This window comes from Actinomyces massiliensis 4401292 (assembly GCF_000269805.1).
Taxonomy (GTDB): Bacteria; Actinomycetota; Actinomycetes; order Actinomycetales; family Actinomycetaceae; genus Actinomyces; species Actinomyces massiliensis.
Genome location: NZ_JH711481.1, coordinates 1664685 through 1687531 on the forward strand (window position 1 = coordinate 1664685; position 22847 = coordinate 1687531).

The following is a 22847-nucleotide window of genomic DNA, read 5'->3' on the forward strand; positions in this document are numbered from 1 at the left end:
ACACAAGTCTGCAACGTCCAAAATATGAGATGAGAGGTACATCATCAATCACACCAGTCACACGAGCCTCAGATATATAAGCATTTTGTGTTCTAGGCCACGAAACTAGGGTGTTAGTGGATCGCTGCGTGGATGGCCTCGCAACGCGATCGGCAGCGTCGAACTGAACTGAGGTGAACTGAGTTGAACTGAGTACGGTCGCGCCTCACCAGATGCTCACCAGATGCTCACCCGCTCCTCGGGTGCCAGCCACAGGGCGTCGCCCCGGGCCACATCGAAGGTCTCGTAGAACGCATCCATGTTGCGGACGATCCCGTTGCAGCGGAACTCGTTCGGGGAGTGCGGGTCGATGGCGAGCAGGAGCTCGGCGTAGTCGTCGCGGTTCCGGCTCCGCCAGATGCGCGCCCACGAGAAGAAGAAGCGCTCCATGGCCCTCAGGCCGTCGATCACGGGCGCCTCCTCGAGCGAGTCGATTCCCGCCTCGGCCAGCGCCAGTCGGTAGGCCTTGAGCGCGATCCCCAGCCCTCCCAGATCGCCGATGTTCTCGCCGATCGTCAGCGCGCCGTTGACATGCGGAACCTCGTCCGCATCCTCGCCTGCCGCCTCGGCACGGGCCACGAGCTGCGTCGGCCGATAGTCGTTGTACTGGTCGATGAGCGCCCTGGTGCGCGCCTTGAAGGCATCCCGGTCCTCGGGGGTCCACCAGTCGACCACTTTGCCGGTGCCGTCGAAGGTCGATCCCTGGTCGTCGAAGCCGTGCCCGATCTCGTGGCCGATGACCGCGCCGATGCCGCCGTAGTTGACGGCGTCGTCGGCGGCCGGGTCGAAGAACGGCGGCTGGAGGATCGCCGCCGGGAAGACGATCTCGTTCATCGTCGGGTTGTAGTAGGCGTTGACGGTCTGCGGCGTCATGTGCCATTCGCCCCGATCGACCGGTCCGGGCAGCTTGCGCAGTGCGCGGGCCAGCTCGAACTCCTCGACCGAGCGAACCGATGCGATGACGTCCCCGGGAGTGATGACGACCGCGGAGTAATCCCGCCAGGTGTCCGGGTAGCCGATTTTGGGCGTGAACATGGCGAGCTTGTCCAGGGCGCGCTGACGGGTGGGCGGACTCATCCACTCCAGGGAGGAGATCGAGTCCCGGTAGGCCTCGATGAGGCGGCTCACCAGAGCCTCCATCCGCTCCTTGTGCTCGGGCGGGAAGTGCTCGGCCGCGTACAACTCGCCCAGGGCCTCGCCCATGGTGCTCTCGACCAGGCCCACGGCGCGCTTCCATCGCGGTCGCAGCTGGTCGATGCCCTGGAGGGTGCGCGAGTAGAAGGCGAAGGTCTCCTCCACGAAGGCCCGCGAGAGCAGGGCTGCGCGGTTGTGGAGGACATGCCATGCAGCCCACGCGCGCAGGTCTTCCAGGGGCGTCTCCCGCCACACCCGCGTCAGATGGGGCAGGTAGTCGGGCTGCTTGACGATCGTGCGATCGAGCAGCGTTGTGGGGTCCGCGCCCGCGTCTGCCGCGGCCTGGTCGATGCCGGAGCGCCAGGCCTCCCACGCGAAGTCCGGCGCCGATTCCGTGATCTCGGCCCAGGTGCGCGGATTGTTCATCTTCTCCACATCGCGGCAGGCCACGCGGTCCCAGTGCCCGGCGGCCAGAGCGGTCTCCACGGCCATCACTGCGGCGGCCAGGGCCTCGGCGTCGGCGCCGAGCCGCTGCGGCAGCCCCGCCAGATCGAGCATCCGTGCCACGTGGGCCGTGTAGGCCTCGCGGATCTTCGCGCGAGCCTCCTGGCGGTAGTACGACTCGTCGGGCAGGCCGAGCCCGGACTGCCCCATCCAGGTCGTGTAATGGTCTGGGTCGTTCAGGTCGACCTCGACATTGATGGCGACAGGGCCCGAGAAGCCGGTGGTGATCCCCGCTCCCAGGACGCGGGCCAGGGAGTCCTTGTCGTCTGCATTCAGAATCGGAGCGAACTCGGCCTCCAGCGGGGCCGCTCCCAGCTCCTCGATGCGCTCCTCGTCGAGGAAGGAGGCGTACAGGGAGGCGATCTTGGCCGATGGCGCGGCCGATTCCCCCAGGGCGGTCGGAGCGGCGTTCGGCTCCGCCTGCGCGACGAGTCCGTCGAGGATGTCCCTGCAGGCGGCCTCCGCGGTTTCGCGCAGAACCAGGAAGGTTCCGGTTCCCGGGCGGTCGGCCGGGATCTGCGCCGTCTTGATCCATGCGCCGTTGGCGCAGCGGAAGAGGTCGTCCTGCGGGCGGACGGCGGGGTCGGCCGCCGAGGTGTCGAGCACGCCGCCGAGCAGGGAGCCCGCCGAGCCCTCGGGGCGGTCGGGGTCCTTGACGGGGACGCGTCGTGCCGAAGCGGAGGAGTGAGTCGTCATGACCCCACGCTAACGTGGGCGCTATCCGCACATCCGTGCGGCTGGCCTCCACCCGATGCTGTTCGCGTGAGGCACAATCCGTGCCATGCGTATCCATATCGCCTCCGACCATGCCGGCTTCGACCTCAAGACCGCGGTGGCCGAGCACCTGCGGGAAGTCGGGCACGAGGTCATCGATCACGGGGCCCACACCTACGATCCCGACGACGACTACCCCTCCTTCTGCGTCTCCTGCGGGGAAGCCGTCGTCGACGACGCCGGCAGTCTCGGCATTGTCCTGGGGGGCAGCGGCAACGGCGAGCAGATCGCCGCCAATAAGGTCGACGGCGTGCGCGCCGCCCTGGCCTGGTCCATCGAGACCGCCCGATTGGCCAGGCAGCACAACAATGCCAACGTCGTATCCCTGGGCGGGCGCATGCACGACCTCGGCCAGGGGCTGGAAATCATCGACGCCTTCATCGCCGAGCCCTTCAGCGGCGACGAGCGCCACGTGCGCCGCATCGCCCAGCTGGTCGACTACGAGCTGCGCTCCCACCGCGGCCCCGATCCCATCGAGCCCATCGGCGCCTGAGCAGCGCCTGAAGCGCCTGGTCAGCAGGCGAGCAGTGTCGAGCAGTACGGTCGGGAGCCGGGCGCCCCGCCGCAGTTCTCGTAGTTCCTCTGCAGTTCCCGGTAAATCCCGGTAGATCCCGGTAAATCCCGGTAAATCCTCATACGTTCCCAAGGAGTCCGCGCTGTGCCCGAGGGCCACACCATTCATCGACTCGCCGCCGCATTGAGCGAGCTCTACGTCGGGCGGCGCCTGCGGACGAGCTCTCCTCAGGGCCGCTTCTCCGACGGTGCGGCCAGACTCGACAAGCAGATCCTCCTGGGGGCCGAGGCGCACGGCAAGCACCTCTTCCTGGCCTTCGGACCGCAGCCCGACATGCCACTGGAGGCCGAAACGGTGGTTTGGCTGCGCATCCACCTGGGGCTGTACGGCTCGTGGACCTTCGACGGCGACTCCGCCTTCACGGCACCGCACGCCATCGGCGCCCCGCGCCGACGGGTCGGTGATCGCGGGGAGCACGCGCTGCGCCACGGGGGCGGCTCTGCGCTTGCGGGTCTGAGCGGCTCTAACAGCTCCGATGGGGACGCCGACGGCGCGCCTGCGCCGGGGCAGTGGAGCCCCCCGGAGCCTCGCGGTGCGGTGCGCCTGCGCCTGCTGGGGGAGCACGGCGTCGCCGATCTCACCGGCCCGGCTGCCTGCGAGCTTCTCAACGCCGAGGAGGTGGCCGCCGTGCACGGGCGTCTGGGACCGGACCCGCTGCGCGCCGACGCCGACCCGGATGAGTTCGTTGCCGGTGCGCAGCGGCGCCGGAAGGCCGTGGGGGAACTGCTCATGGACCAGTCGGTCATCTCGGGGGTGGGCAACATCTTCCGCGCCGAGACGCTGCTGCGCTGCGGGATCAACCCCTTCCTCGAGGGCAATCGGCTCAGTCGGGAGCAACTGCTCGCCATATGGGACGACCTGGTCCCGCTCATGGAGTACGGGGTGGCCACCGGGTTCATCACCACCGTGGACCCCGACGACGTCCCCGAGCCGCTGCCTGACGACGACCCGGAGGCCGGGCGCTGGTACGTCTACCATCGGGCGGGGCGTGCCTGTTTGCGGTGTGGTAGGTCGGTGTGTGAGCGGGAGGTGGTGGGGCGTCGGCTTTTCTGGTGCCCGGGTTGTCAGTGTTGTCAATCCTGACTGATGGGGTTGTTGGGTTGTGTTGTCAGGGTTTTGTCAGGTGTGGTGGGGGTGAATCTCCAGGGTGGTGGGGTTATATGGGGTGTGCCGCCGGACGGGATGGGTCATGAGGGTTGGGGAACCTGTTGATGGGCTTGTTTCCGAGAGGTGCTTGGGTCCAAGGGAGCCCGGGTGGTTCGTTTCGGCGAAGGAGGCTTGTCTGCCGGGCGTGGGAACCCGGTGGGTGGTCTCGATGACTCAGGCCCGTGGGTCCGGAACGCCGCACCGGACCCACGGGCCATAGTCATCTGAAGTCGGCTGGTCCCGGGAGAGCCGGCCGGGGAATGTCCGGGGAGGTCGGAATTCAAGAGATGACGGGGATTCCAGCTGCTTCACTGATGATGGTGAACCGCTGTGGTTCGCAGCGAGTCACAGCGAACTAAAGTGACGCTGTGCCCGTTGTGCCTGCTGCGTTCTCGCCCTCCCTCTCCTCCAGTTCCTGGTCCCGCGCGACTGCGGGACTTCTCACTCGTGATCACCGCCTTCGGGTACCGCTAGACCGCTCAGGTGCCGGCGATCATTTCCCGGACGGCGCCACCACCATCAGCGTCTACGCCCGTGAGATCTGCCTGCACGAACCCGCCGAGTCCACGGGCGCCACTGCGGACCCGCTGACCAGGCCGCCCCTGCTCTTCCTTCAAGGCGGTCCGGGCTGCGAGGCTCCACGTCCGTCGGCCGACGCCGGCCTGGGCTGGCTCGGTGCGCTTCTGGAGCATCATCGAGTCCTGCTGCTCGACCAGCGCGGCACTGGCCTGTCCACCCCTGTGGATCGGCCCGATGCCGGGGGCGACCCGGCTGCCACGGCGCGTCTGCTCACGCACTTCCGCGCCGACGAGATCGTCGAGGACTGCGAGGACTTGCGCCGAGCGCTGGGCATCGAGCGGTGGAGTCTCCTGGGGCAGTCCTTCGGCGGCTTCTGCACCACGCGCTACCTGTCCGCCCACCCCGATTCGGTCGAGACCGCTTTCCTCACCGGGGGCCTGCCCGCCATCGGCCGTAGCATTGACGAGGTCTATGCGCTGACCTACGCCGCCATGCGGGATCGTTGCGAGGAGTTCTACACCCGATACCCCGGTGATCGGGAGCGCATGGCCGCGCTCATGGAGGCCGCCGGGCGTGGTCAGGTGCGCACCTGTCGCGGCGACGCCGTCGGTCCTGAACGGCTGCGCGGGCTCGGGGCGATGCTCGGAGTCAGCGGCGGAATGGACCGGCTTCACCATCTTCTGGAGCGCGACCCGCAGTCTGGGGCGTTCCGCTGCGATCTGCCAGAGGCTCTCCCGTTCGGCGGCCGCAACCCGCTGTACGCCGTCGTCCACGAGTCCTGCTGGGCCGATGGGGGAGTCACCGCCTGGGCCGCCGAACGGGTGCGCCCCGCCGATTTCGATGACCCGACTCTACTGACGGGGGAGCATGTCAGACGCGCGGTTCTCGAGGAGGACCCCGCCCTGCGGCCGTGGCTCGAGGTCGCCGAGGCGCTCGCCGCCCACGAGTGGGACCGCCTCTACGACGCCGATGCTCTGAGCGCCGCGGACGTTCCCGGGGCCGCGGCCGTTTACGCCGGAGACGTCTACGTCCCCATGGAGACCTCCCTGGCCACCGCCTCCCTCATGCCGCGGCTGCGGACCTGGGTGACCAGCGAGTACGAGCACGACGGCTCCCGCGCCAGCGGGGGAGCCGTCTTCCGGCGACTGCGAGACCTGGCGGCCGGCGTCGTCGTGCGCTGATGCCGTCGGGTGGCTGATGCCGTCAGATGTAGATAGTCGGGTCCATCATGAGCTCCGGGTCGGTGCGCGGATCGCGCACGCGCGCCGGGACGCCGACGCCCACGTGATCGGCCGGCAGATTCTTCACCAGCACCGCATTGGCGCCGATCTTGGCGTTGTCCTGGACCGTCACCGGGCCGAGCACTTTGGCTCCCGCGCCGATCTGCACGTTGTTGCCGATGGTCGGGTGCCGCTTGCCCGGGTTCATGGACACGCCGCCCAGGGTGACCCCGTGGAACATGAGGACGTCGTCGCCGACCTCCGCGGTCTCGCCGATGACTACGCCCATGCCGTGGTCGATGAAGAACCGGTCGCCGATCCTGGCCGCCGGGTGGATCTCGATCCCGGTGATATTGCGGGCGGCCTGGGACAGGGCGCGCGCGGCGAACTTGTGGCCCGAGCGCCACAGCTTGTGCGCCGCGCGATGCGCCCACAGGGCGTGCACGCCGGGATAGAGCACGGCCACCTCGAAACTGGAGCGTGCGGCGGGGTCGCGCCTGCGGGCAGCGGCCAGATCCTCCTTGGCCAGCTTCCACAGCGAACGGGAAGGGTCGTGCATGGTGCTCCTCAATGCCGAGGCCGGCGCCGGACGGCGCCGCCGAGAGGGTAGTGCGTACAAGTCGATGGCCGGGGTTCCCGCCGATTCTCCGGATGGAACCCGCGTGGTAACGCCGACGGCGGCGCCCCTGTTCCCGGGGCGCCGCCGTCGGTCGGCCCGCCTCAGGGGCGGCGGAGGCCGACGGTCAGGGGTGGGGATCGGCTTCAGCCGATCGGACGTGCTCAGTTCGAGGTACCAGTTGAGGTATCAGTTGAGATACTCGGAGTACAGCGGAGTCGATAGGTAGCGCTCACCGGTGTCGGGGAGCACGGTGACGATCGTCTTGCCGGCGAACTCGGGGCGCTGGGAGAGGAGGTCCGCGGCGGCCAGGGCGGCTCCCGAGGAGATGCCCACCAGGAGGCCCTCCTCGGCGGCGGCCCGACGGGCGTAGACGAGGGCGTCGTCCGACGGGATGTGCATCAGCTCGTCCCAGATGTCCTGGTCGAGGACCTCGGGGACGACGTTCGGGCCCAGGCCCTGGATCTTGTGCGGCGCGGCACGGCCCTCGCTGAGCAGTGGGGATTCGGTGGGCTCGACGCCGAAGATCTTGACGTCTGGCCGCTCTTCGCGCAGCACCCCTCCGACGCCGGTCAGGGTGCCGCCCGTGCCGATGCCGGCCACGAAGACGTCGAAGTCTCCCGCCTGCTCCAGGAACTCGCGCGCCGTGGTCTCACGGTGGACCTTGGGGTTGGCGGGGTTGGTGAACTGCGAGGCCAGGACCGAGTTCGGGGTGGCCGCCTGGATCTCCTCGGCGCGCTTGACCGCACCGGCAACGCCGCCCTCGGTGGTGAGCACCAGTTCGGCGCCGAAGGCCCGCATGATCGCCCGGCGCTCCTTCGACATGGTCTCCGGCATGGTGATGACGACCTTGTAGCCCAGGGCCGCACCGACCATGGCCAGGCCGACGCCCGTGTTGCCGCTGGTGGCCTCAATGATCGTGCCGCCCGGTTTGAGGTCGCCGGAGGCCTCGGCCGCGCGCACGATCGACAGGGCGATGCGGTCCTTGACGCTGCCGGCCGGCTCGAAGGCCTCGACCTTGGCCAGAACCGTGGCGGGGCCGGAGATGACGCGGTTGATGCGCACCAGCGGGGTTCCGCCGACGGCTTCGGTGATGTTCGACAGGTAAGCCATGATGCTTCTTTTCTTTCTTGTTCCTTGTGCTCGGTGTGGTGCTCTGTGCGCTCTCCCGCTGCTGCGGGCCCGGCCGTGGAGCGGCGCGGCCGCAAGGACGTGGGAGGAGGCGGAAGGAGGCGGAAGAACGCTGATGAGCGCTGACGAGAGGCGGATTGGATGGGGCCGGAGCGGGCCCGGGGTGCCGGGGAGGTCGGCATGGAGATCGGCGTGAGGCCGATTGACGGTTCGCCGCCGTCGATGGGGAGGGGGTACCCGCGGGTCGTGCGTGTGACTGCAGAGGCCTTAGCGGTGCGTCGCCCTATAGCGCCGGGCATGCGCGCAGCGACGCGCGCACAGTGTCGTGGCCAGGCGCCCTATCGACACTCGCAGCACTGACAGCAGGAGGACATCTCGCGCATGACGCCGTTGGACATCATGGGGTCCTCCTTTCGCAGTTCAGAGGCGGCTGTTCCGCAGCGGAGGCCGCCCGTGCGGCAGACAGTACCGCGATGGTGCACATGACTGTCAAGCGGGACTGTCAAGGCGGTCGGGACGGCGTCCGCATGATGGGTGGCGTGGAGCAGGTGCGAGCGAGGGCGAGCGAGGGCTTGAGAGCGATTCAGATGACGCGGATGCGGCGGCTGTGATGCAGATTCGGCGGGCATTCAGGCGGGCAGTTCGACGACGCGGTGCCCGGAGCTGCGAGGCGCGGCACCGCCTGCCGTGATGGCGGCCAGGATTTCGGTGATCCGGGTGGCGTCGGGGGAGTCGGTGGTCAGGGCGAGAACCGCGTGGGTTGCGCCCCAGGTGGTGTCCTCCACGGAGAGGCCGTGCGCACCGCGCTCGCTCGCGGCCCGCAGCTCCGCCTCGACCCGGCCGGCGTCGGCCACGGGGATCTGAGCCTCCCACAGGTAACGGGTTGTCAGGCGCACCCGCTTCGCGGCGGCCAGGACGCGGATAGTCGCCTCCGAGTAGGCGCGTACAAGGCCGCCGGTGCCCAGAAGAGTCCCGCCGAAGTACCTCGTGACGACGACGGCGGTTGCGGTCAGCCCTGTGGATCGCAGCGTCTCGAGCATCGGCTGACCGGCCGTGCCCGAGGGCTCGCCGTCATCGCTGGAGCGCTCGATGGGGAGAGCGCCGGGACTGGGGACTATGTAGGCCGAGCAGTGATGCCGGGAGTCGGGGTAGCGACTGCGGACCGCGGCGATGAAGGCCCGCGCCTCCTCCTCGCAGTCCGCACGCTGAGCGCGGGCCAGGAAGTGGGACCGCTTGATCTCCAGGTCGATCTCCGGCTGGTCGCCTCGAGCCAGGGTGAGTTGCGGGTCGGGGGAGTCAGGGATGTCAGGTGAATCGTGGGAGACGGCGGGGCCGGTCGAAGAGGGGGCGGAGGAGGCGGGCATGGTTCCATCGTGGCATGTCGTGAGGTGATGCGACGTGCCGTGGCTAGCCGTGACGCGCCGAGCACCCGGAGGGGTGGGGGAGGGGAGCTCCTGCGTTGGCGAGAACCGACGAGGGGATTGATATCACACGCATATCGCCTCACCCGGGCTGGAAGGGCCTTGGTCGATGCCGTTAAGGTTTCCCCCGGTCCAGTTTTCGATCGATCAGACGATCCAGTTCTTGAGAGGAGCGGGCTCATGGCAGTGCCGAAGCGGAAGATGTCCCGCAGCAACACCCGCAACCGCCGCTCGCAGTGGAAGGCCAAGCTGCCCGAGCTCAACACCATCCGCGTCAACGGGCGTGAGATCTCCGTGCCTCGCCGTCTGGTGAAGGCCTACAAGACCGGGCTTCTGGAGTACTGAGTCGTTATCGCCGTTATTCCGCGGCTATTCAGCGGGCCGGTGCGGTCGGCTCGCGCATGCGGGTGTAGCTCAATGGTAGAGCCTCTGCCTTCCAAGCAGATGGTGCGGGTTCGATTCCCGTCACCCGCTCGGTGATCGAGCCGGGCCGCCTCCGAATGTTCCGGTGGCGGCCCGGTCCGTTTTCCACGGGGTGTGGCGCAGCTTGGTAGCGCGCCTGCTTTGGGAGCAGGAGATCGTGGGTTCAAATCCCGCCACCCCGACCAGGGCTCGCATATTCAAACCCACGCCTTGAGGTATCTCGGGCGTGGGTTTTTGGGTGGATTAGACCCTGAGAATCCGTATGCCTGATCTCCTGATGATGTACGGCTCATCAAATAGTGTCCTGCCGTACCGTGCGCTCGCCGAGCTCCCGGCTGAGCGTCACCTGGCAGTGCGCTTCCACGGCGATGGCTTTACATGCATCCGGACCTTCCGGAAGGTCTCCGACCATCAGGTTGATCGTCACGTCCTCATCCGTCTCCGTGACCTGTGCATTCACGCCCTCGCAGTCAGTCGGTCCACTTGTGAAAGTGACGTCAATCGTGTCGGGAGAAACCAGCGTCCAGGATTCCCAGGCCTCGGGCTGAGGCGAGACCAGGTCATCGCGCGACGTGAGCAGTGGTGGACCGGAAGTGCCGTTGCCAGTCGATCCGCCCGACCCGTCGGTACCACCGGTGCTGGCAATGCCGCCGGTGCCGGCAGTGCTGGTAGCGCTGGCATGTGTGGCCGTGCTGCGCGCCGATCCATGGCGGCGGCAACCGCTCGCAGCAGCAGCGACTCCCGTGGCCAGGGCTGCTGTCAGGCCGAGAACCGTGCGCCGGTTCGTAACGGCCTTCGCGTTCGTCTCGTCAGTCATGCTCAGTCATATCGGGTGGCGGCATCCCGCGCGGTCTTCATATCACCCGAGAAATATGGACCCCAGTTCTCATCCTCCGCATCATTCCATCTGGACATCACCGATTCGAGATATCCCAGTCCGGTGCTGTTGTCATATGAGTCCAGCCAGGGCCCACCGGAAGATCCTTTACCGAAATCGCACCCGGTAATCGAGTAACTACTCTCCTTCGAGGCATCGCGGGCCGCATTCTCCTGACATGTCCACATCGCCAGGCGGCCGTCGGGATCCTTCTTATTGCTGGGGTATCCGAAGATCGAGACGTCGAAGGCGCTGGGACCATTCCACTTCATGCCATGACCGCCGACGGTGTTCACAATGGGCTCATCATTGTCGCCGCCATCATTGAGGGTCACATATCCCACGTCGTGGGTCCAGTCCTGCTCGTCTATCCAGGTGTCGAACGTACGGAATGAGCGGGCCGTCCACATTCCGAAAGGCTCTCTGTCGTCGTTATTCCTCCCGTCGAATGCGGGGACGAAGACCGCGTTCTCGGACCATTTCCCCGTGTCGAAGTTGTATACGCAATGAGCGGCGGTGAGTATCAGGCGCTTGCTCTCCGTATTCTGCGCCGAAGCGCTGCACGTATGGGTGTCGATGCCGTTGGCGTCTCTGAAGAACAATTTGCCGTTTGTCGCCGAATAGCCGGTCTCCGGAGGTGCGGCCACCGGTGCGTCCTGCTGCTCGTCCCCCTCGGTTGGAGCTGTACCGACGTTATCCGATTTATCCGCCAGCTTCGCAACGACCTCTGCCGAGGGGGCGGCCGGCTCGCTCACCTCCTCGGGACCGGTGGGCTGAGCACTAGTCGCACCCTGCTGCGTGTCCGCATCGGATGGCTCCGGAGTGTCCAGAGGGGTGGCCGCCGCCAGCCGTTCGGGCGTCCAATAGGCGAGGACGTCTTCATCTGGAGCGCTGTACTCATCGGGCGAAGAAACCGCCTCGTCGTCACTGACGGGGGTTGCCTCCTTGCCGAAGCTGGTTGGAGCGCTGACCGCAGTGGAGGCGGCGCGGTCGTCACTGCCATCGGCGGCAGCGGGAGCGTCTGCCGCGGGTGCCCCTAACGCAGGCGGTGCTGCGAGAGCGGAAACGCTCAGGAGAAGAATGGTGGCCCAGCCCGGCCGTCCGCTATGCATCCGCGCAGGCCTCCGTACAGGCATTGTGATTCGCATGGATTCCTCCTCAGGGGGAGATGGAATATCACTTCGATGAATAAGCGCGCAAAATGCCCGAACCTCGTTTGTTCGATAAACGTGGCAAGTATTTTCTAAATATCGTTGGTACATCAGGGATCGTCAGACAGCTGCACGCAGTATCGAGCCTAGCCATCGCAGTTGCCCGTGTAAACCCTGTGCCGCGGCCGAGCGGCGGCAGGTTCGCTCTCCATTCAAGCCAATTGGAGCAGGCCCGCATCATAGGATGACAGCGGCGTCGCATATGGCGCCAGGAGGAGGAACCATGAAGATCCTGCACTCGCAGTTCACCGCCAAGCCCGGCTTTGAGGACGAGGTCGCGACGATGATCTGCGGATTCGCCGACAAGGTCCGCGCCGAGCCGGGCAACCGCGTTTTCGACGTCTACCGGCACAGCGAGGACCCCGCGAAGTTCTTCGTCATGGAGGCCTACGTCGACGAGGACGCTTTCCAAACCCACTTGGGCATGCCCTATGGCGGGCCCTTCAATGCACGTCTGGAGGAGATCATCGAGGAGCCCCACTCGATCCTCACCTTCCTCGACCAGATCGCCTGACGGCGCTCGCCGCTGGCGCCCGATCAGCAGCACAGGGCGGGGCCCGCCGAAACGGTTTGAGTTTCGGCGGGCCCCGCCCTATGCGTGCGTCACGTTCGGCGACGTGCTTCCTACCGGGTAACCCGGACCGATCTCGGCGCGGAACTGGACCGATCTCGAGCCGGAACTGGACCGATCTCGGCGCGGAACTGGACCGATCTCGGCGCGGAGTACGACCGATCTCGACGAGTAGGGGAGGCCGTCGGGCCTCGCCCGCCTCTGAGCGGCCCTGCCGGCCCCGCCCCTGCCTGCCTCCCGCCTGCCCCGGCCCTGCCTGCCTCCCGCCTGCCCCGGCCCTGCCTGCCTCCCGCCTGCCCCGGCCCTGCCTGCCTCCCGCCTGCCCCGGCCCTGCTTGGCTCGGCAGGCCAGGAACCGATCCGTCTAGTGGTTGGCGGGACCGCCCGCCCCCTCGTTGACGCGGTCGGTGAGGATGCGGCCGAAGGAAGAGGCGTCGCGGGTCGAGATGTAGTTGTTGACGGCCTTGAAGAAGCCGTCCTGCATCGCCGGTGAGATCACTTCCCCGTAGGAGATCGAGTTGAGGATCTTCTGGCTGCGCAGGTCCTTCGACGCCTGCTGCTGGTAGGAGCTGAGGGAGGAGACGTCGGCGTCGTTGCGCGTCGGGATGCAGCCCTTGACCTCGCAGACCGCGGTTTGCACCCCGGGGTCGAGGGCGGAGCTCAGGAAGGCGTCCGCGCCGCTGCGGTTGTCCGTCGAGGAGGACGCCACGAATGCGTCCACGACCATGAGGAAGCTCCCCTCGGTTCCCGGGAAGATGGTCGAGGAGACGGGCGAGGTCCCGTTGTTCGAGTCGGTGGTCGCCTCCTCAAGGGTGGTCGATTCGGTCAGGGCGCTGTCGTTCATCTGATAGAAGCCGCATTCGCCCGCCGCCAGACGGCCCGAGGCCTCGTCCCAGGTGCGCGTTGCATCCGCCTGGTCGGTGTGGTCCATAAGGCGCCCGAAGGTATCGAGGGCGTCCTTGACCTCCTGGCCATTCCAGTCGAAGCGATCAGCCTCGATCCTCTCCCACCCCTCCTGGCCGATGGTGGCCAGCAGGACCGACTCGAAGAGCCCTGCTGTGGTGATGGAGTCGGCTCCACCGATGCACAGGGGCGTTGTCCCCTTCGACTGCAGGGTGTCGAGATCGGTCAGGAACTGGTCGAGAGTGTAATCGGCACCCGGTTCGGCGACCCCGGCGCCCTGGAGAACATCGCTGTTGAACATGAGGAGATTCGCGCGATGCGCGGACAGTGGGGCCGCGTACTGCACCCCGTCGACCGAGACCGAGGAGAGTACATCCTCGGGGAGCTGCGACGTGACGTCCTCAGGGAACAGGGAGGAGACGTCGGCGACGGAGCCGGCGTTGTGCCACGCCGTGATATTGCCGCCGACGAGGCTCTGCCAGACGTCGGGCGCATCGCCGTGCGCAATGCGCGTTGCCAGAGTCACGTGCGCCTCGGAGCCTCCACCGCCGACCACCGCGATCTCATCGACAGAGGCGTCTGGGTTGCGCTGCTTGTGCTGATCGACGAGCGTATCGAGGGCCGAGGACTCGGAGGCCGACGTCCACCAGGAGAGCACGTCGATCGATCCGCCTGCGGAGGGGGAGGAGCCGCCCGAGCAGGCGGTCAGGGCCAGGGCGGTCGTCACCGCGGTCAGAGCGGTCAGAACGGCGACGACGCGCCGCCTCAGGGCACTCAGGGCATTCAGGACTCGCGGGGCTCCCGGCGTGCTCGATACGCCAGACGTTCTCGATGTGCCCTGCGTTCTCAGGGTTCTCAGGATGCTCGGCGTGGTCATCACTTGGCCTTCCTCTCCGATGAGGTTGTGGCTATTAGTCGCGGGGTGGGCGTGCGCAGGTCGTAGATCGCGTAGAGAGTGACCATGGCGAAGCAGAGCGCCGGAACTATGAACGACGTGGCCGCGCTCGTCGCGTCCATCACCTTTCCCTGGACCATGGGCATGATCGCTCCGCCGACGATCGCCATGACCAGGCCTGCGGCGCCGAACTTCGTCGCTTCGCCGAGCCCCGCCAGGGCGACCCCGTAGATCGTGGGGAACATGAGGGACAGGCACAGGGAGATGGCGATGACGGCGATGACCCCGGTGATGTCGGGGCGCAGAGCGGCGTAGATGCACAGGGCGACGGCCAGTGAGCCGAGGGCCGCCATGACCTTCGTCGCCCGGATCCTCGCGATGACGGCGGTCATGACGAAACGCGCGATGAGGAAGACGATGAGGCTGACCTGCAGCATCTGCGATCCCAGTTGAAGAGAGCCGTCGATGGCCTGCTGGGTGTACTGGATGATGTACGTCCAGCAGCACACCTGGGCGGCCACGTTGAAGAACTGGGCGACGACTCCGTATCGGTACCGCTTCGAGCGCCACAGGGTGAGCCCCGGGTTGGCGGACTTCGATCCGCTCGCCTTCATCTCCTCCTCGGGGGAGGCCGAGGACGGGGCCCTCTGGATGAAGATGATGACGAGGATGACGGCCAGCAGGATTCCCAGCCCGATGTAGGGGCCGGTGACGGCGCGCAACTGCTCGGCGCGGATCTGGCGCTCCATCTCTGCGCTGACGTCGGCGAGGTTCACCGGGGTGTCGAGCTTGGGCAGGATCATGGTCGAGGCGATCAGGACGCCGATATTGGTTCCCAGCGGGTTGAACGCCTGGGCCAGGTTGAGTCGCCGCGTCGCGGTCTCCTCCGGCCCCAGGGATATGACGTAGGGGCTGGCGGAGGTCTCCAGAAGGGAGCAGCCGGCGGCGATGGCGAACAGCGCGGCGAGGAACGCCCCGTAGGTCATCACCTGGGAGGCGGGCCAGAAGCCGAAGGCGCCCAGTGCGGCGAGGGCGAGGCCCGACACCATTCCCGCCTTGTAGCCCCAGCGGGAGTTGATGAAGGCGGCCGGGATCGCGAGCAGGAAGTACGCTCCGTAGTACGCCATCTGAACCAGGGACGCCTGGAACGAGGACATGTCGAAGATGCGCTTGAAGCCGGAGACCATGGGGGTCGTCAGGTCTGCGGCGATGCCCCAGGCGGTGAAGCACCCGATGACCGCGATGAAGAGCATGGCGGCACCGGGGAAGAGGATCTTTGATGCGGACCCAGTGGGCTCGGTGGGCTCGGTGGACTCGGTGGACTCGGCGGACGGATCGGTGGATTCTCTGGATTCTCTGTCGTCGTTGGTTGCTGGCAGGGCCGTCATGAGCTCTCCGTGGATCTTTCCGGCGACACGGATGTGGAGGTGGAAGAAGCGGAATCTGTACCGGAGCGTGTGCCGGAGTGTGTGCAGCGCGTCACTGCGATGGTACCTGGAGCGCGTCGTGTCGGCGGGTGTTCGCGGACCCGAGATGGGTTGAACTGAGCTGAGATCGATGGAGCGATACGGTGGGGCCGTGCCTTCGTATCGGACGATCCTCACCGTCGTCTCCCTGCGCCCCGGCCGCGCCCCCGGGGACGTCGAGGCGGCAGCGCGCGCCGCCGTCGGCGAGACGACTGTGCTGGAGGCGTTCCAGGTGGATGTCGTGCGCGGAGAGCCGCGCGTCACCGTCCGCTTCACGGGCGCTGACGACGCCGAGGCGCGCGTCGTTCACGATCGCGTCGTCGACGCGGTTCGCGCCATTGCGGATGCGCCCCGCACCCTCCTGGCCAAGGTCGTGGCCGGCCGCAGCGTCCCGGTCGCCTGAGCCCGGTCGGGCGCCCCGCACGCGTGACGGCCCCTCGTGTCGCCTTGATGCCTCTTGTGACCTCCTGCGGCCCCACGGCATGTGTGCGGTGCTCCCGATGTGCCCGATGCGCCTGATGTGCGCGGCCTCATTTTTCGCGTCACGCCGCCTGTGCCCTAGGATGGCACGGATTGACGCCGTCGATCGGCGTCCGTGACGGGGCGCTCTTGGCCCCGCACGCACCATCAGCACCCCGCATCGGAGTAGACCCTCGTGAAGAGCACTGTCGAGAATCTTGACCCCACGCGCATCAAGCTGACCGTGGAGGTCCCCTACGAGGAGCTCAAGCCCAGCCTCGACGCCGCCTACAAGGAGATCGGCTCTCAGATCCAGGTGCCCGGCTTCCGCCGCGGTCATGTTCCGGCTCAGGTCATCGATCAGCGCGTGGGCCGCGCCTCGGTCATCCAGGAGGCTGTCAACAACAAGCTCTCCGACTTCTACCGCGACGCCATTACTGAGGTCAGTCGCATTCCCATGGCCCAGCCCGAGGTCGAGGTCACCGAGCTGCCCAACGTCACCGGCGCCCAGGGCGGCCGGCTCGTTTTCACCGCCGAGGTCACCGTCCGCCCCGAGTTCGACCTGCCCGACCTGGGCAGCGCCGAGGTCGTCGTCGATGCCGTCGAGGTCGGCGACGAGGACGTCAACAGCGAGTTGGAGAGCCTCCGCGCCCGCTTCGGCTCCCTGAAGTCCGTGGAGCGCGCGGCCGAGACCGGGGACTTCGTCACCATCGATCTCAAGGCCGTCATCGATGATGAGGAGGTCGACTCGGTCTCGGGCGTCTCCTATGAGATCGGCAAGGGCAACATGCTCGAGGGCCTGGATGACGCGCTGAGCGGTCTGAAGACCGACGAGTCCGCCACCTTCACCACCACCCTCGCCGGTGGCGAGCACAAGGGCGAGGAGGCCGAGGTCACGGTCACCGCCACGGCGGTCAAGGAGCGCGAGCTGCCTGAGGCTGACGACGACTTCGCCCAGGAGGCCTCCGAGTTCGACACCATCGACGAGCTTCGGGAGGACTTGAGGAAGCAGGTCGCCGATCGCAAGGCCGCCGACCAGGCCATCGCCGCCCGCGATGCGCTTCTGGAGCATCTGCGCGAGCAGGTCTCCTTCGACGTCCCCACCGATGTGGTCGAGGATGAGATCAAGCAGCACCTGTCTGCCGAGGGCAAGACCGATGATGACGACCATGCCGCGGAGATCCGCGACGACGTCACCGCCAGCGTGCGGGACCAGATCCTTCTGGACGCTCTGGTCGAGAGCCTTGAGGTCGGCGTGGGCCAGGATGAGCTCATCGACTACCTCGTCCAGACCGCTCAGCAGTACGGCATGGAGCCCGCCCAGTTCATGCAGGGCGCTCAGAAGGCCGGTCAGATTCCGGCCTTCGTCTCCGAGATCGCCCGCAACAAGTCCCTCGCCATGGCCCTGCGCCAGGTCACTGTCAAGGATTCCGACGGTCAGGTCGTCGACCTGACCGAGTTCATCGGCTCCGACGAGCTCGACGCCGCCGTGGTCTCCGAGGCTGAGGAGGCGGTCTCTCCGGCGGACGCGGGCTCCGAGGGATCGGCCTCCTCGCCGTCGGCCTCCTCGGCCTCTGCCGAGAGCGCCGAATGACTCGAGTGAGGCGGGCCCGCTGAGGCTCCGCCCGCTCAGCGGGCTACGGGACCTACGGGACCCCGCACCGGTTCGCCGGTGCGGGGTCCCGTCGTCTCGTCATCGTGGTCCGCATGCGGCATCGCGGTCTTGCGAACCGCGCGGCTCAGACCTAGAGTGTGACTCGCCGGTCATATGACTGGTGAGTCATATGGAGTCTCTCATGCCCAAGCAGACCTTCTTCAATCTCCCCGAGTCCAAGCGCACGCGTCTTATGGGCGCTCTCAAGGAGGAGTTCGCGGCGCACCCCTATGCGCGAGCCTCCGTCGATCGCGTCACCGGCGCAGCTGGAGTCTCCAAGGGAAGCTTCTACCAGTATTTCGATGACAAGCTCGATGCCTACACCCACCTGGTGGCCGGGCTCATGGGAAAACGCATCGGGCTGGTGGACACGCCCGTGCCGGCGGCCTCCTTCAAGAAGGTGCTTACGGACATCGTCCGGGCAAGCCACGATTTTCACATTCACGATCCCCAGGGGTGGGCCGTTCTCGCTCGCGCCTGCGCCGATGACGCCCCGCCGGTCATCGACTCCGACCAGTCGATCTCCGGCGGTCTCCACCGGTGGGCAGTCGCCGCCATCACCGCCGGGCAGGGCAACGGCGAGCTGCGCCACGACGTGGACGCCGACAGTGCGGCCTGGATGGTCGAGCGCGTACTCCTGGGGGTGCCCCAATACGTCATGGCCCGCTTCGACATCGATCCCGGACGGGTCGCCGTCGACGGCTCCGCCATGGATCGGCCCGAGATCGCCCGGGCGGTCGACGATGTCGTCGCCCTGCTCGTCTCCGCCTTGGCCCCGGAGCGGTCATGACCGCCGCGGCACTGCGCGTGCGCGAGCTCGGATTCACCTACCGGGGCGCCCGAGCCCCGGCTCTCGACCGCATTGATCTGGACCTCCCCGCCGGTGAAGTCCTGGGGCTGCTCGGGCCCAGCGGTGCCGGGAAGTCCACCCTCCAGCGCATCCTCACCGGTCTCCTGCCGGGCTACCGGGGCTCGGCGCAGGTCCTGGGCGCAGAGGCATCGGCCTGGGGGAGGGCTCTCTACGAGCGCATCGGGGTCGCCTTCGAGACGCCCATCTCGTTCGGGCGACTCACGCTGCGGGAGAACCTCCGGTACTTCGCCGGCATGTACGACCGCGTCACTCGCGATCCCGACGAGCTGCTAGAGGCCGTGGGTCTTCTCGACGACGCCGACACCCTCGGGGCCCACCTGAGCAAGGGCATGGGGGTGCGTCTCAATCTCGCCAGGGCGCTGCTCACCGATCCCGAGCTCCTCTTCCTCGACGAGCCGACCTCGGGACTCGACCCGGCCCGGGCGGCACGGGTGGAGGAGATCATCGATCGTCAGCGCCGGCGGGGAGGCTCCGTCGTGGTGACCACCCATGACATGGTCCTGGCCGAACGCGCCTGCGACCGTGTCGGCTTCATCGTTGATGGGCGTCTGGTGGAGGTCGGGGATCCCGGACGTATGCGGCGTCGCCACGGCGCCCCCGAGGTCCTGGCCACCTGGGAGGGCGGCAGCGCCCGCTTCCCCTTGGCGGGACTCGCCGATGACGAGGACTTCCTCACCGCGCTGCGCATCCACCGGGTTCAGAGCCTCCACAGCCAGGAGGCGGACCTGGCCGAGGTGTTCCTGGCGGTCACCGGCCGGAGCCTGTCATGACGCCTGCCCTTCGGCGCATAGGCGCCACTGCGAGACTGAATCTGGGGCGGCAGGCCCGAAGCGGGTTCTGGCTGGTCGCCCTGATGGTGGGAGCCCTGGTCGCCGGGCTCGTCCGGGCGCTGCCCTGGACCGAGGGGCCCGGACAGTGGTGGCCCGTCCTCATTCTGGGCGAGCTGGTCATCACCGGCTTCTACTTCGCCGCCGTCCACGTCCTGCTCGAGCATGATGAGGGCACTCTGGTGGCGCGCGCGGTCACGCCCATGCGCGGCGGCGAGTACCTGACCGCCCTGGCCGCCTCCCTGACGCTTCTGGCGCTCGTCGAGAGCGCCGTCCTGGTGCTCTTCGGCCGTGGGGCTCAGATGCGGTGGGCGCCGTTTCTGGTCGGAGTCGTCTTCCTGTCCGGTCTGTACGTGCTCTACGGGGTCATCGCGGTGGCGGGCTACGACTCCATGAGCGGATTCCTGCTGCCATCGGGCGTGTGGACGCTGGCGCTCATCGTCCCGGCGCTGCCCTTGATGGGGGTGCGAGGCGGCTGGTGGCTCTGGCTCCACCCGCTCCAGGGCGCCTTCGTGCTGATCCAGCTCGGCTTCGATCAGGCGCCGGCCCAGGTCGGGCTGCCCGCCGCGCTGCTGTCGGGCGCCTGGCTGTGCGGGGGAGTCCTCCTGGCCCGCCGCCGTCTGACGGGCATGATCGCCCGGACGGGAGGACGCTGATGCCGCCGCGCGCAATTCTGGCCCTCATGGAGGCCGATCGCCGTCGTCTGCTGCGCGACGGGCTCATGGCCTGGATGATGATCCTCCCGCTGGTCATGGCCGCCGCTGCGCGCGCGGGCCTGCCGGAGCTGGTTCTCGTGCTGGAGGGGCGGGGCATCATGATCGGCCCCTGGGTTCCGCAGCTGCGAGCCGTGGCCTTCACGGTCGTCGTCCCCGTCCTGATCGGCGTCGTGGTGGGCTTCATGCTCCTGGAGGAGAAGCAGGACCGGGTATGGCGGGCCCTGGCGGTCACCGGGGTCCGCCTGCGGCGCTACCTGGTGTGGCGGGCGATGACCTGCCTCGCCGTGGCGGCGCCGGTGTGCCTCCTCTGCCTGCTGATCGCCGGTCCTCCCGGCCTGAGCGCGGTCCGCCAGACCTGCCTGGCCCTGGGCGCAGCACCTCTGGCGGCGGCGGTGGCACTGGGGCTGGCCGCCTGGACGCGGGATGCGATCCAGGGCTTCGCCGCGACCAAACTGCTGCTCGTCCTCCTGGTCCTGCCCGCTGTCGCACCCCTCCTGGGAGCTCCGTGGCGGGAGCTGCTGGTCCTCGTGCCCAGCTGGTGGATCGTGCGGGCGGCGGAGATTGCAGGCGCCATGAACGACGGCGGCCGCTGGTTCCCGCTCGTGCTCGGCTCTGCGGCCGTCAACCTGTTGATCGCGGGTGCCGCGGTTGCGTGCGGGGCGGGAGGACCGGCGCTTCTCCGCCCGTTCTCCCGCCCCGCTTCCCGCAGTCCTGCGCGGGTCAGTCCTGGCTCGCGCCGACGGCGTCGTTGTCGACGTCGACCATGACGAGCTGCATGCGGCAGGGGGTCACGGCGACCAGGGCGTGTCGGTCGTTGGGCGCCAGGTAGATGACGTCACCGGTCTTCATGCGCTCTTTGCGCTCCTTGATGGAGAAGTCCATCTCGCCCTCCAGGAGGGTGACCACGACGGCCTTGGGCGAGGCGTGCTCGGTAAGCTGCTGACCGGCGTCGAAGGTGAAGATGACGGTGCGCAGTACGTCATTGTTGACGACCACGCGGGAGGTGGTGGCCTCATCGCTGATGGGCAGGGCCTCGTTGAGGCCGAGGCGGAAGAGGGACTCGCTGACGAGAGTCGATGTGGCGGCCATGGTGTTCCTTTCGTGTGTTTGGCGAGGTGCGGTGAGAGCAGTGAGGTTGGTATCTCGGTTCTCGGCCTGAGGTGCGGATCCGCAGCGGGGCGAGCCTCAGACCGAGGGGTGGGAGAGCCGGCGGCGCAACGGCCCCAGGATGCACAGCTCCAGGGCGAGCGTGAGCACCGCCATGACGACGGACAGGGCGAAGACGTCGTCCGTATTCAGATTGGTGCGCGCACGCTGAACCATTGCCCCCAGTCCCGTCGTCGTGCTGAGTAATTCGGACATGACGGTGACACGCACGGACTGGCCGACGGCGACGGTCAGTGCCGACAGTACCGGGGGAGCGACCGCGGGCAGAATGACCCTGCGAATCGTCCAAGCCCGGCTCCTGGCGAACACTCGGCTCATGTCCAGCAGATCCGGGTCCACGCCGGCCACGGCGTCGCGCACGGTGGTGGCCAGCAGGGGGAGGGTCACCAGGGCGACCACGAGGACGACGACTCCGGCGGTGGGGCCGAGCCAGATCATGCCGACCACGACGATGACGATCGGCGGCACGGACAGGAGTATCTGCATCCATGAGTCCAGCAGCTCGCGCAGCCACGTCCATGTCCCCATCGCCCAGCCCAGCGGCATGCCGACCAGGCAGGAGACGCCGAGTCCGGTGGCGCCGCGCTCGATGGTGAGCAGAAGCGCAGTGCCGAGCCGCTTGCTGCGGATCAGTTCGAGCAGTGCCTCCCAGGCGGCCTGCGGGCTCGGCAGCACGTAAGCGGGCTGAGACCGTGCCGCCAGGTGCCAGATGACGACCCCCAGCACGATGCCGGTCCACCACAGCAGGGCGGAGCGCAGTCGCTCGGCCCGTGAGCGCCGTTCGTGCATCAGCGCGGATCGGCGACGTAGAAGTCCTCCGCCGGCAGGGAGCCGCCGATGATGTCCGGGTCGAGCGTGGACATCCTCGTGTAGAAGTCCTCCAGCTCGCCCCTGGCATCCGCCGCGGCCACGATCTTCAGCTGCAGACGCGGGATCGTCTCCTTGACCACCGGGACCGGCACCCCGGTGGTGTCCGAGATCGTCTGCACGGTCTCGTCGGTCTGTCCGTTGACGTCGGCCACGGCGGCCTCGAGCTCGTTCAGGACGGCGCCGACCAGCTCGGGGTGATCGTCGGTGAGCGTCTGCGGCATGACGAGGCCCGCCATGGGGAAACGGGCCTCGCCGCCGGTGACCTCGGCCCACAGGTCCTGGAGGTTGAGCGTGTGCTCCAGGCTCAGGCCCTGCTGCTTGCCCTTGGTCAGGGACAGGCTCGCCGCGTGCTCGGGCAGCACGGCGTACTCGACCTCTCCCGTCAGCAGGGCATTGAGCGCATCCTGGCCCTCGGTGTAAGGGGTCTTGCTCAGGTCGGAATCGACGTCCCACCCCTTCTGCCCGAGCAGGTAGCGGAAGACGAGGCCGGGCATGTCGTTCGGCATCGGCACGCCGACGGTCTTGCCCCGTAGCGCCTCCAGACCCTGTTCGGAGGAGCCCGAGGGGCCGATGACGTAGAGCATGCCCCACACCTGCATGGCGATCAGACGCAGCGCCACGCCCTTGTTGAACAGGTTGGCGGCGACGTACGAGGGGGTTGCCGCCAGGTCCGTCTCCCCGTTGACGAGCAGCGACTTGAGCACATCGGTGGTGTTCCAGTTGTCCTTCTGGACATCCCCGACGATCCCGTCGAGATTGCCGTAGGTGCCGAACAGGGCCATGGGGGCGGCGTAGGCGAGCGTGGTGGGGGTGTGGACGCGCAGTGCGTCGGGGAGAGCAGACCCCGAGCCGGACGAGTC

Annotated in this window: 22 protein-coding genes and 2 tRNA genes; 13 read left to right on the plus strand and 11 right to left on the minus strand. The window is 67.7% G+C overall.

Annotation, left to right across the window (positions count from 1 at the left end; all coding sequences use genetic code 11):
* Positions 1–216 precede the first annotated feature (216 nt).
* Positions 217–2373 (minus strand): M13 family metallopeptidase, encoded by a 2157-nt coding sequence (locus W5W_RS0107115; protein ID WP_017194891.1) that lies wholly within the window; start codon positions 2371–2373, stop codon positions 217–219.
* Positions 2374–2458: 85 nt separating this feature from the next.
* On the opposite strand from W5W_RS0107115, the gene W5W_RS0107120 reads away from it, so the two are divergent.
* The 3 genes from W5W_RS0107120 (at position 2459) to W5W_RS0107130 (ending at position 5871) form a co-directional block, all read left to right on the plus strand.
* Positions 2459–2944 carry a ribose-5-phosphate isomerase gene (locus tag W5W_RS0107120; RefSeq protein ID WP_008731880.1) on the plus strand — a complete coding sequence of 162 codons (486 nt, stop codon included), beginning with the start codon at positions 2459–2461 and terminating at the stop codon, positions 2942–2944.
* Positions 2945–3109: 165 nt separating this feature from the next.
* Positions 3110–4108: an Fpg/Nei family DNA glycosylase gene (locus W5W_RS0107125; RefSeq protein WP_008731876.1), complete on the plus strand. Its 999-nt coding sequence runs from the start codon at positions 3110–3112 to the stop codon at positions 4106–4108.
* A gap of 440 nt (positions 4109–4548) precedes the next feature.
* Complete coding sequence (locus tag W5W_RS0107130; protein WP_017194892.1) at positions 4549–5871, plus strand: alpha/beta fold hydrolase; 1323 nt, start codon at positions 4549–4551, stop codon at positions 5869–5871.
* 22 nt (positions 5872–5893) lie between these two features.
* Here W5W_RS0107130 and epsC read toward each other — a convergent pair whose 3' ends face one another.
* The 3 genes from epsC to W5W_RS0107150 all read right to left on the minus strand — a co-directional run bounded on the left by epsC (position 5894) and on the right by W5W_RS0107150 (position 9021).
* Positions 5894–6469, minus strand: a complete 576-nt coding sequence (gene epsC, locus W5W_RS0107135; RefSeq protein ID WP_008730631.1) for a serine O-acetyltransferase — start codon at positions 6467–6469, stop codon at positions 5894–5896.
* 246 nt (positions 6470–6715) lie between these two features.
* Complete coding sequence (gene cysK, locus W5W_RS0107140; protein ID WP_017194893.1) at positions 6716–7639, minus strand: cysteine synthase A; 924 nt, start codon at positions 7637–7639, stop codon at positions 6716–6718.
* Between the two features lie 647 nt (positions 7640–8286).
* Complete coding sequence (locus W5W_RS0107150) at positions 8287–9021, minus strand: IMPACT family protein (RefSeq protein ID WP_017194895.1); 735 nt, start codon at positions 9019–9021, stop codon at positions 8287–8289.
* 237 nt (positions 9022–9258) lie between these two features.
* Here W5W_RS0107150 and rpmF point away from each other — a divergent pair, with 237 nt between their 5' ends.
* The 3 genes from rpmF (at position 9259) to W5W_RS0107165 (ending at position 9686) form a co-directional block, all read left to right on the plus strand.
* Positions 9259–9423, plus strand: a complete 165-nt coding sequence (gene rpmF / locus W5W_RS0107155) for a 50S ribosomal protein L32 (RefSeq protein WP_008731164.1) — start codon at positions 9259–9261, stop codon at positions 9421–9423.
* Between the two features lie 58 nt (positions 9424–9481).
* Positions 9482–9552, plus strand: a tRNA-Gly gene (locus W5W_RS0107160).
* Positions 9553–9609: 57 nt separating this feature from the next.
* Positions 9610–9686, plus strand: a tRNA-Pro gene (locus W5W_RS0107165).
* Positions 9687–9793: 107 nt separating this feature from the next.
* On the opposite strand, the gene W5W_RS0107170 is transcribed toward W5W_RS0107165, so the two are convergent.
* Both W5W_RS0107170 and W5W_RS0107175 read right to left on the minus strand, forming a co-directional pair.
* Positions 9794–10318, minus strand: coding sequence for a hypothetical protein (locus W5W_RS0107170; RefSeq protein WP_017194896.1), 525 nt, complete (start codon positions 10316–10318; stop codon positions 9794–9796).
* A gap of 2 nt (positions 10319–10320) precedes the next feature.
* Positions 10321–11490: a trypsin-like serine peptidase gene (locus W5W_RS0107175; protein ID WP_017194897.1), complete on the minus strand. Its 1170-nt coding sequence runs from the start codon at positions 11488–11490 to the stop codon at positions 10321–10323.
* A gap of 322 nt (positions 11491–11812) precedes the next feature.
* Here W5W_RS0107175 and W5W_RS0107180 point away from each other — a divergent pair, with 322 nt between their 5' ends.
* Positions 11813–12103, plus strand: a complete 291-nt coding sequence (locus tag W5W_RS0107180) for a putative quinol monooxygenase (RefSeq protein WP_008731169.1) — start codon at positions 11813–11815, stop codon at positions 12101–12103.
* A gap of 420 nt (positions 12104–12523) precedes the next feature.
* Here W5W_RS0107180 and W5W_RS0107185 read toward each other — a convergent pair whose 3' ends face one another.
* Together W5W_RS0107185 and fucP are read right to left on the minus strand one after the other, a co-directional pair.
* Positions 12524–13939: an ABC transporter substrate-binding protein gene (locus W5W_RS0107185; RefSeq protein WP_017194898.1), complete on the minus strand. Its 1416-nt coding sequence runs from the start codon at positions 13937–13939 to the stop codon at positions 12524–12526.
* Positions 13939–15345 carry an L-fucose:H+ symporter permease gene (fucP, locus tag W5W_RS0107190; protein ID WP_017194899.1) on the minus strand — a complete coding sequence of 469 codons (1407 nt, stop codon included), beginning with the start codon at positions 15343–15345 and terminating at the stop codon, positions 13939–13941. The genes W5W_RS0107185 and fucP overlap by 1 nt, the downstream gene beginning before the upstream one ends.
* A gap of 169 nt (positions 15346–15514) precedes the next feature.
* Between fucP and W5W_RS0107195 the strand changes: the two genes are divergently transcribed.
* The 6 genes from W5W_RS0107195 (at position 15515) to W5W_RS0107220 (ending at position 20717) form a co-directional block, all read left to right on the plus strand.
* The gene (locus W5W_RS0107195; RefSeq protein WP_017194900.1) at positions 15515–15826 is read left to right on the plus strand and encodes a hypothetical protein; all 312 of its coding nucleotides are present in this window, start codon (positions 15515–15517) and stop codon (positions 15824–15826) included.
* Between the two features lie 252 nt (positions 15827–16078).
* Positions 16079–17476 (plus strand): trigger factor, encoded by a 1398-nt coding sequence (gene tig / locus W5W_RS0107200; protein ID WP_017194901.1) that lies wholly within the window; start codon positions 16079–16081, stop codon positions 17474–17476.
* A gap of 202 nt (positions 17477–17678) precedes the next feature.
* Positions 17679–18326, plus strand: a complete 648-nt coding sequence (locus W5W_RS0107205) for a TetR/AcrR family transcriptional regulator (RefSeq protein WP_238533277.1) — start codon at positions 17679–17681, stop codon at positions 18324–18326.
* Positions 18323–19177, plus strand: a complete 855-nt coding sequence (locus tag W5W_RS0107210) for an ABC transporter ATP-binding protein (RefSeq protein WP_017194903.1) — start codon at positions 18323–18325, stop codon at positions 19175–19177. The genes W5W_RS0107205 and W5W_RS0107210 overlap by 4 nt, the downstream gene beginning before the upstream one ends.
* On the plus strand, positions 19174–19890 hold the full coding sequence (locus tag W5W_RS0107215) for a fluoroquinolone export ABC transporter permease subunit (RefSeq protein WP_017194904.1): 717 nt from the start codon (positions 19174–19176) through the stop codon (positions 19888–19890). Before W5W_RS0107210 ends, W5W_RS0107215 begins: the two co-directional genes overlap by 4 nt.
* Entirely contained in the window at positions 19890–20717 is an 828-nt protein-coding gene (locus W5W_RS0107220; RefSeq protein WP_017194905.1) for a hypothetical protein, read from the plus strand. Before W5W_RS0107215 ends, W5W_RS0107220 begins: the two co-directional genes overlap by 1 nt.
* Here the strand turns inward: W5W_RS0107220 and W5W_RS0107225 are convergent.
* From W5W_RS0107225 to W5W_RS14780, 3 genes are all read right to left on the minus strand, one after another.
* Entirely contained in the window at positions 20671–21039 is a 369-nt protein-coding gene (locus W5W_RS0107225) for a cupin domain-containing protein (RefSeq protein ID WP_017194906.1), read from the minus strand. The genes W5W_RS0107220 and W5W_RS0107225 overlap by 47 nt on opposite strands.
* A 96-nt stretch (positions 21040–21135) precedes the next feature.
* The gene (locus W5W_RS0107230) at positions 21136–21906 is read right to left on the minus strand and encodes an ABC transporter permease (protein WP_017194907.1); all 771 of its coding nucleotides are present in this window, start codon (positions 21904–21906) and stop codon (positions 21136–21138) included.
* On the minus strand, positions 21906–22769 hold the full coding sequence (locus tag W5W_RS14780) for an ABC transporter substrate-binding protein (RefSeq protein ID WP_017194908.1): 864 nt from the start codon (positions 22767–22769) through the stop codon (positions 21906–21908). Before W5W_RS14780 ends, W5W_RS0107230 begins: the two co-directional genes overlap by 1 nt.
* Positions 22770–22847: the final 78 nt, after the last annotated feature.

Coding starts and splice junctions, on each gene's coding strand:
- W5W_RS0107115 (WP_017194891.1), bottom strand. CDS start 2,373: ATGACGACTCACTCCTCCGCTTCGGCACGACGCGTCCCCGTCAAGGAC.
- W5W_RS0107120 (WP_008731880.1), top strand. CDS start 2,459: ATGCGTATCCATATCGCCTCCGACCATGCCGGCTTCGACCTCAAGACC.
- epsC (WP_008730631.1), bottom strand. CDS start 6,469: ATGCACGACCCTTCCCGTTCGCTGTGGAAGCTGGCCAAGGAGGATCTG.
- cysK (WP_017194893.1), bottom strand. CDS start 7,639: ATGGCTTACCTGTCGAACATCACCGAAGCCGTCGGCGGAACCCCGCTG.
- W5W_RS0107150 (WP_017194895.1), bottom strand. CDS start 9,021: ATGCCCGCCTCCTCCGCCCCCTCTTCGACCGGCCCCGCCGTCTCCCAC.
- rpmF (WP_008731164.1), top strand. CDS start 9,259: ATGGCAGTGCCGAAGCGGAAGATGTCCCGCAGCAACACCCGCAACCGC.
- W5W_RS0107170 (WP_017194896.1), bottom strand. CDS start 10,318: ATGACTGACGAGACGAACGCGAAGGCCGTTACGAACCGGCGCACGGTT.
- W5W_RS0107175 (WP_017194897.1), bottom strand. CDS start 11,490: ATGCATAGCGGACGGCCGGGCTGGGCCACCATTCTTCTCCTGAGCGTT.
- W5W_RS0107180 (WP_008731169.1), top strand. CDS start 11,813: ATGAAGATCCTGCACTCGCAGTTCACCGCCAAGCCCGGCTTTGAGGAC.
- W5W_RS0107185 (WP_017194898.1), bottom strand. CDS start 13,939: ATGACCACGCCGAGCATCCTGAGAACCCTGAGAACGCAGGGCACATCG.
- fucP (WP_017194899.1), bottom strand. CDS start 15,345: ATGACGGCCCTGCCAGCAACCAACGACGACAGAGAATCCAGAGAATCC.
- W5W_RS0107195 (WP_017194900.1), top strand. CDS start 15,515: ATGGAGCGATACGGTGGGGCCGTGCCTTCGTATCGGACGATCCTCACC.
- W5W_RS0107205 (WP_238533277.1), top strand. CDS start 17,679: ATGCCCAAGCAGACCTTCTTCAATCTCCCCGAGTCCAAGCGCACGCGT.
- W5W_RS0107210 (WP_017194903.1), top strand. CDS start 18,323: ATGACCGCCGCGGCACTGCGCGTGCGCGAGCTCGGATTCACCTACCGG.
- W5W_RS0107215 (WP_017194904.1), top strand. CDS start 19,174: ATGACGCCTGCCCTTCGGCGCATAGGCGCCACTGCGAGACTGAATCTG.
- W5W_RS0107220 (WP_017194905.1), top strand. CDS start 19,890: ATGCCGCCGCGCGCAATTCTGGCCCTCATGGAGGCCGATCGCCGTCGT.
- W5W_RS0107225 (WP_017194906.1), bottom strand. CDS start 21,039: ATGGCCGCCACATCGACTCTCGTCAGCGAGTCCCTCTTCCGCCTCGGC.
- W5W_RS0107230 (WP_017194907.1), bottom strand. CDS start 21,906: ATGCACGAACGGCGCTCACGGGCCGAGCGACTGCGCTCCGCCCTGCTG.
- W5W_RS14780 (WP_017194908.1), bottom strand. CDS start 22,769: ATGGCCCTGTTCGGCACCTACGGCAATCTCGACGGGATCGTCGGGGAT.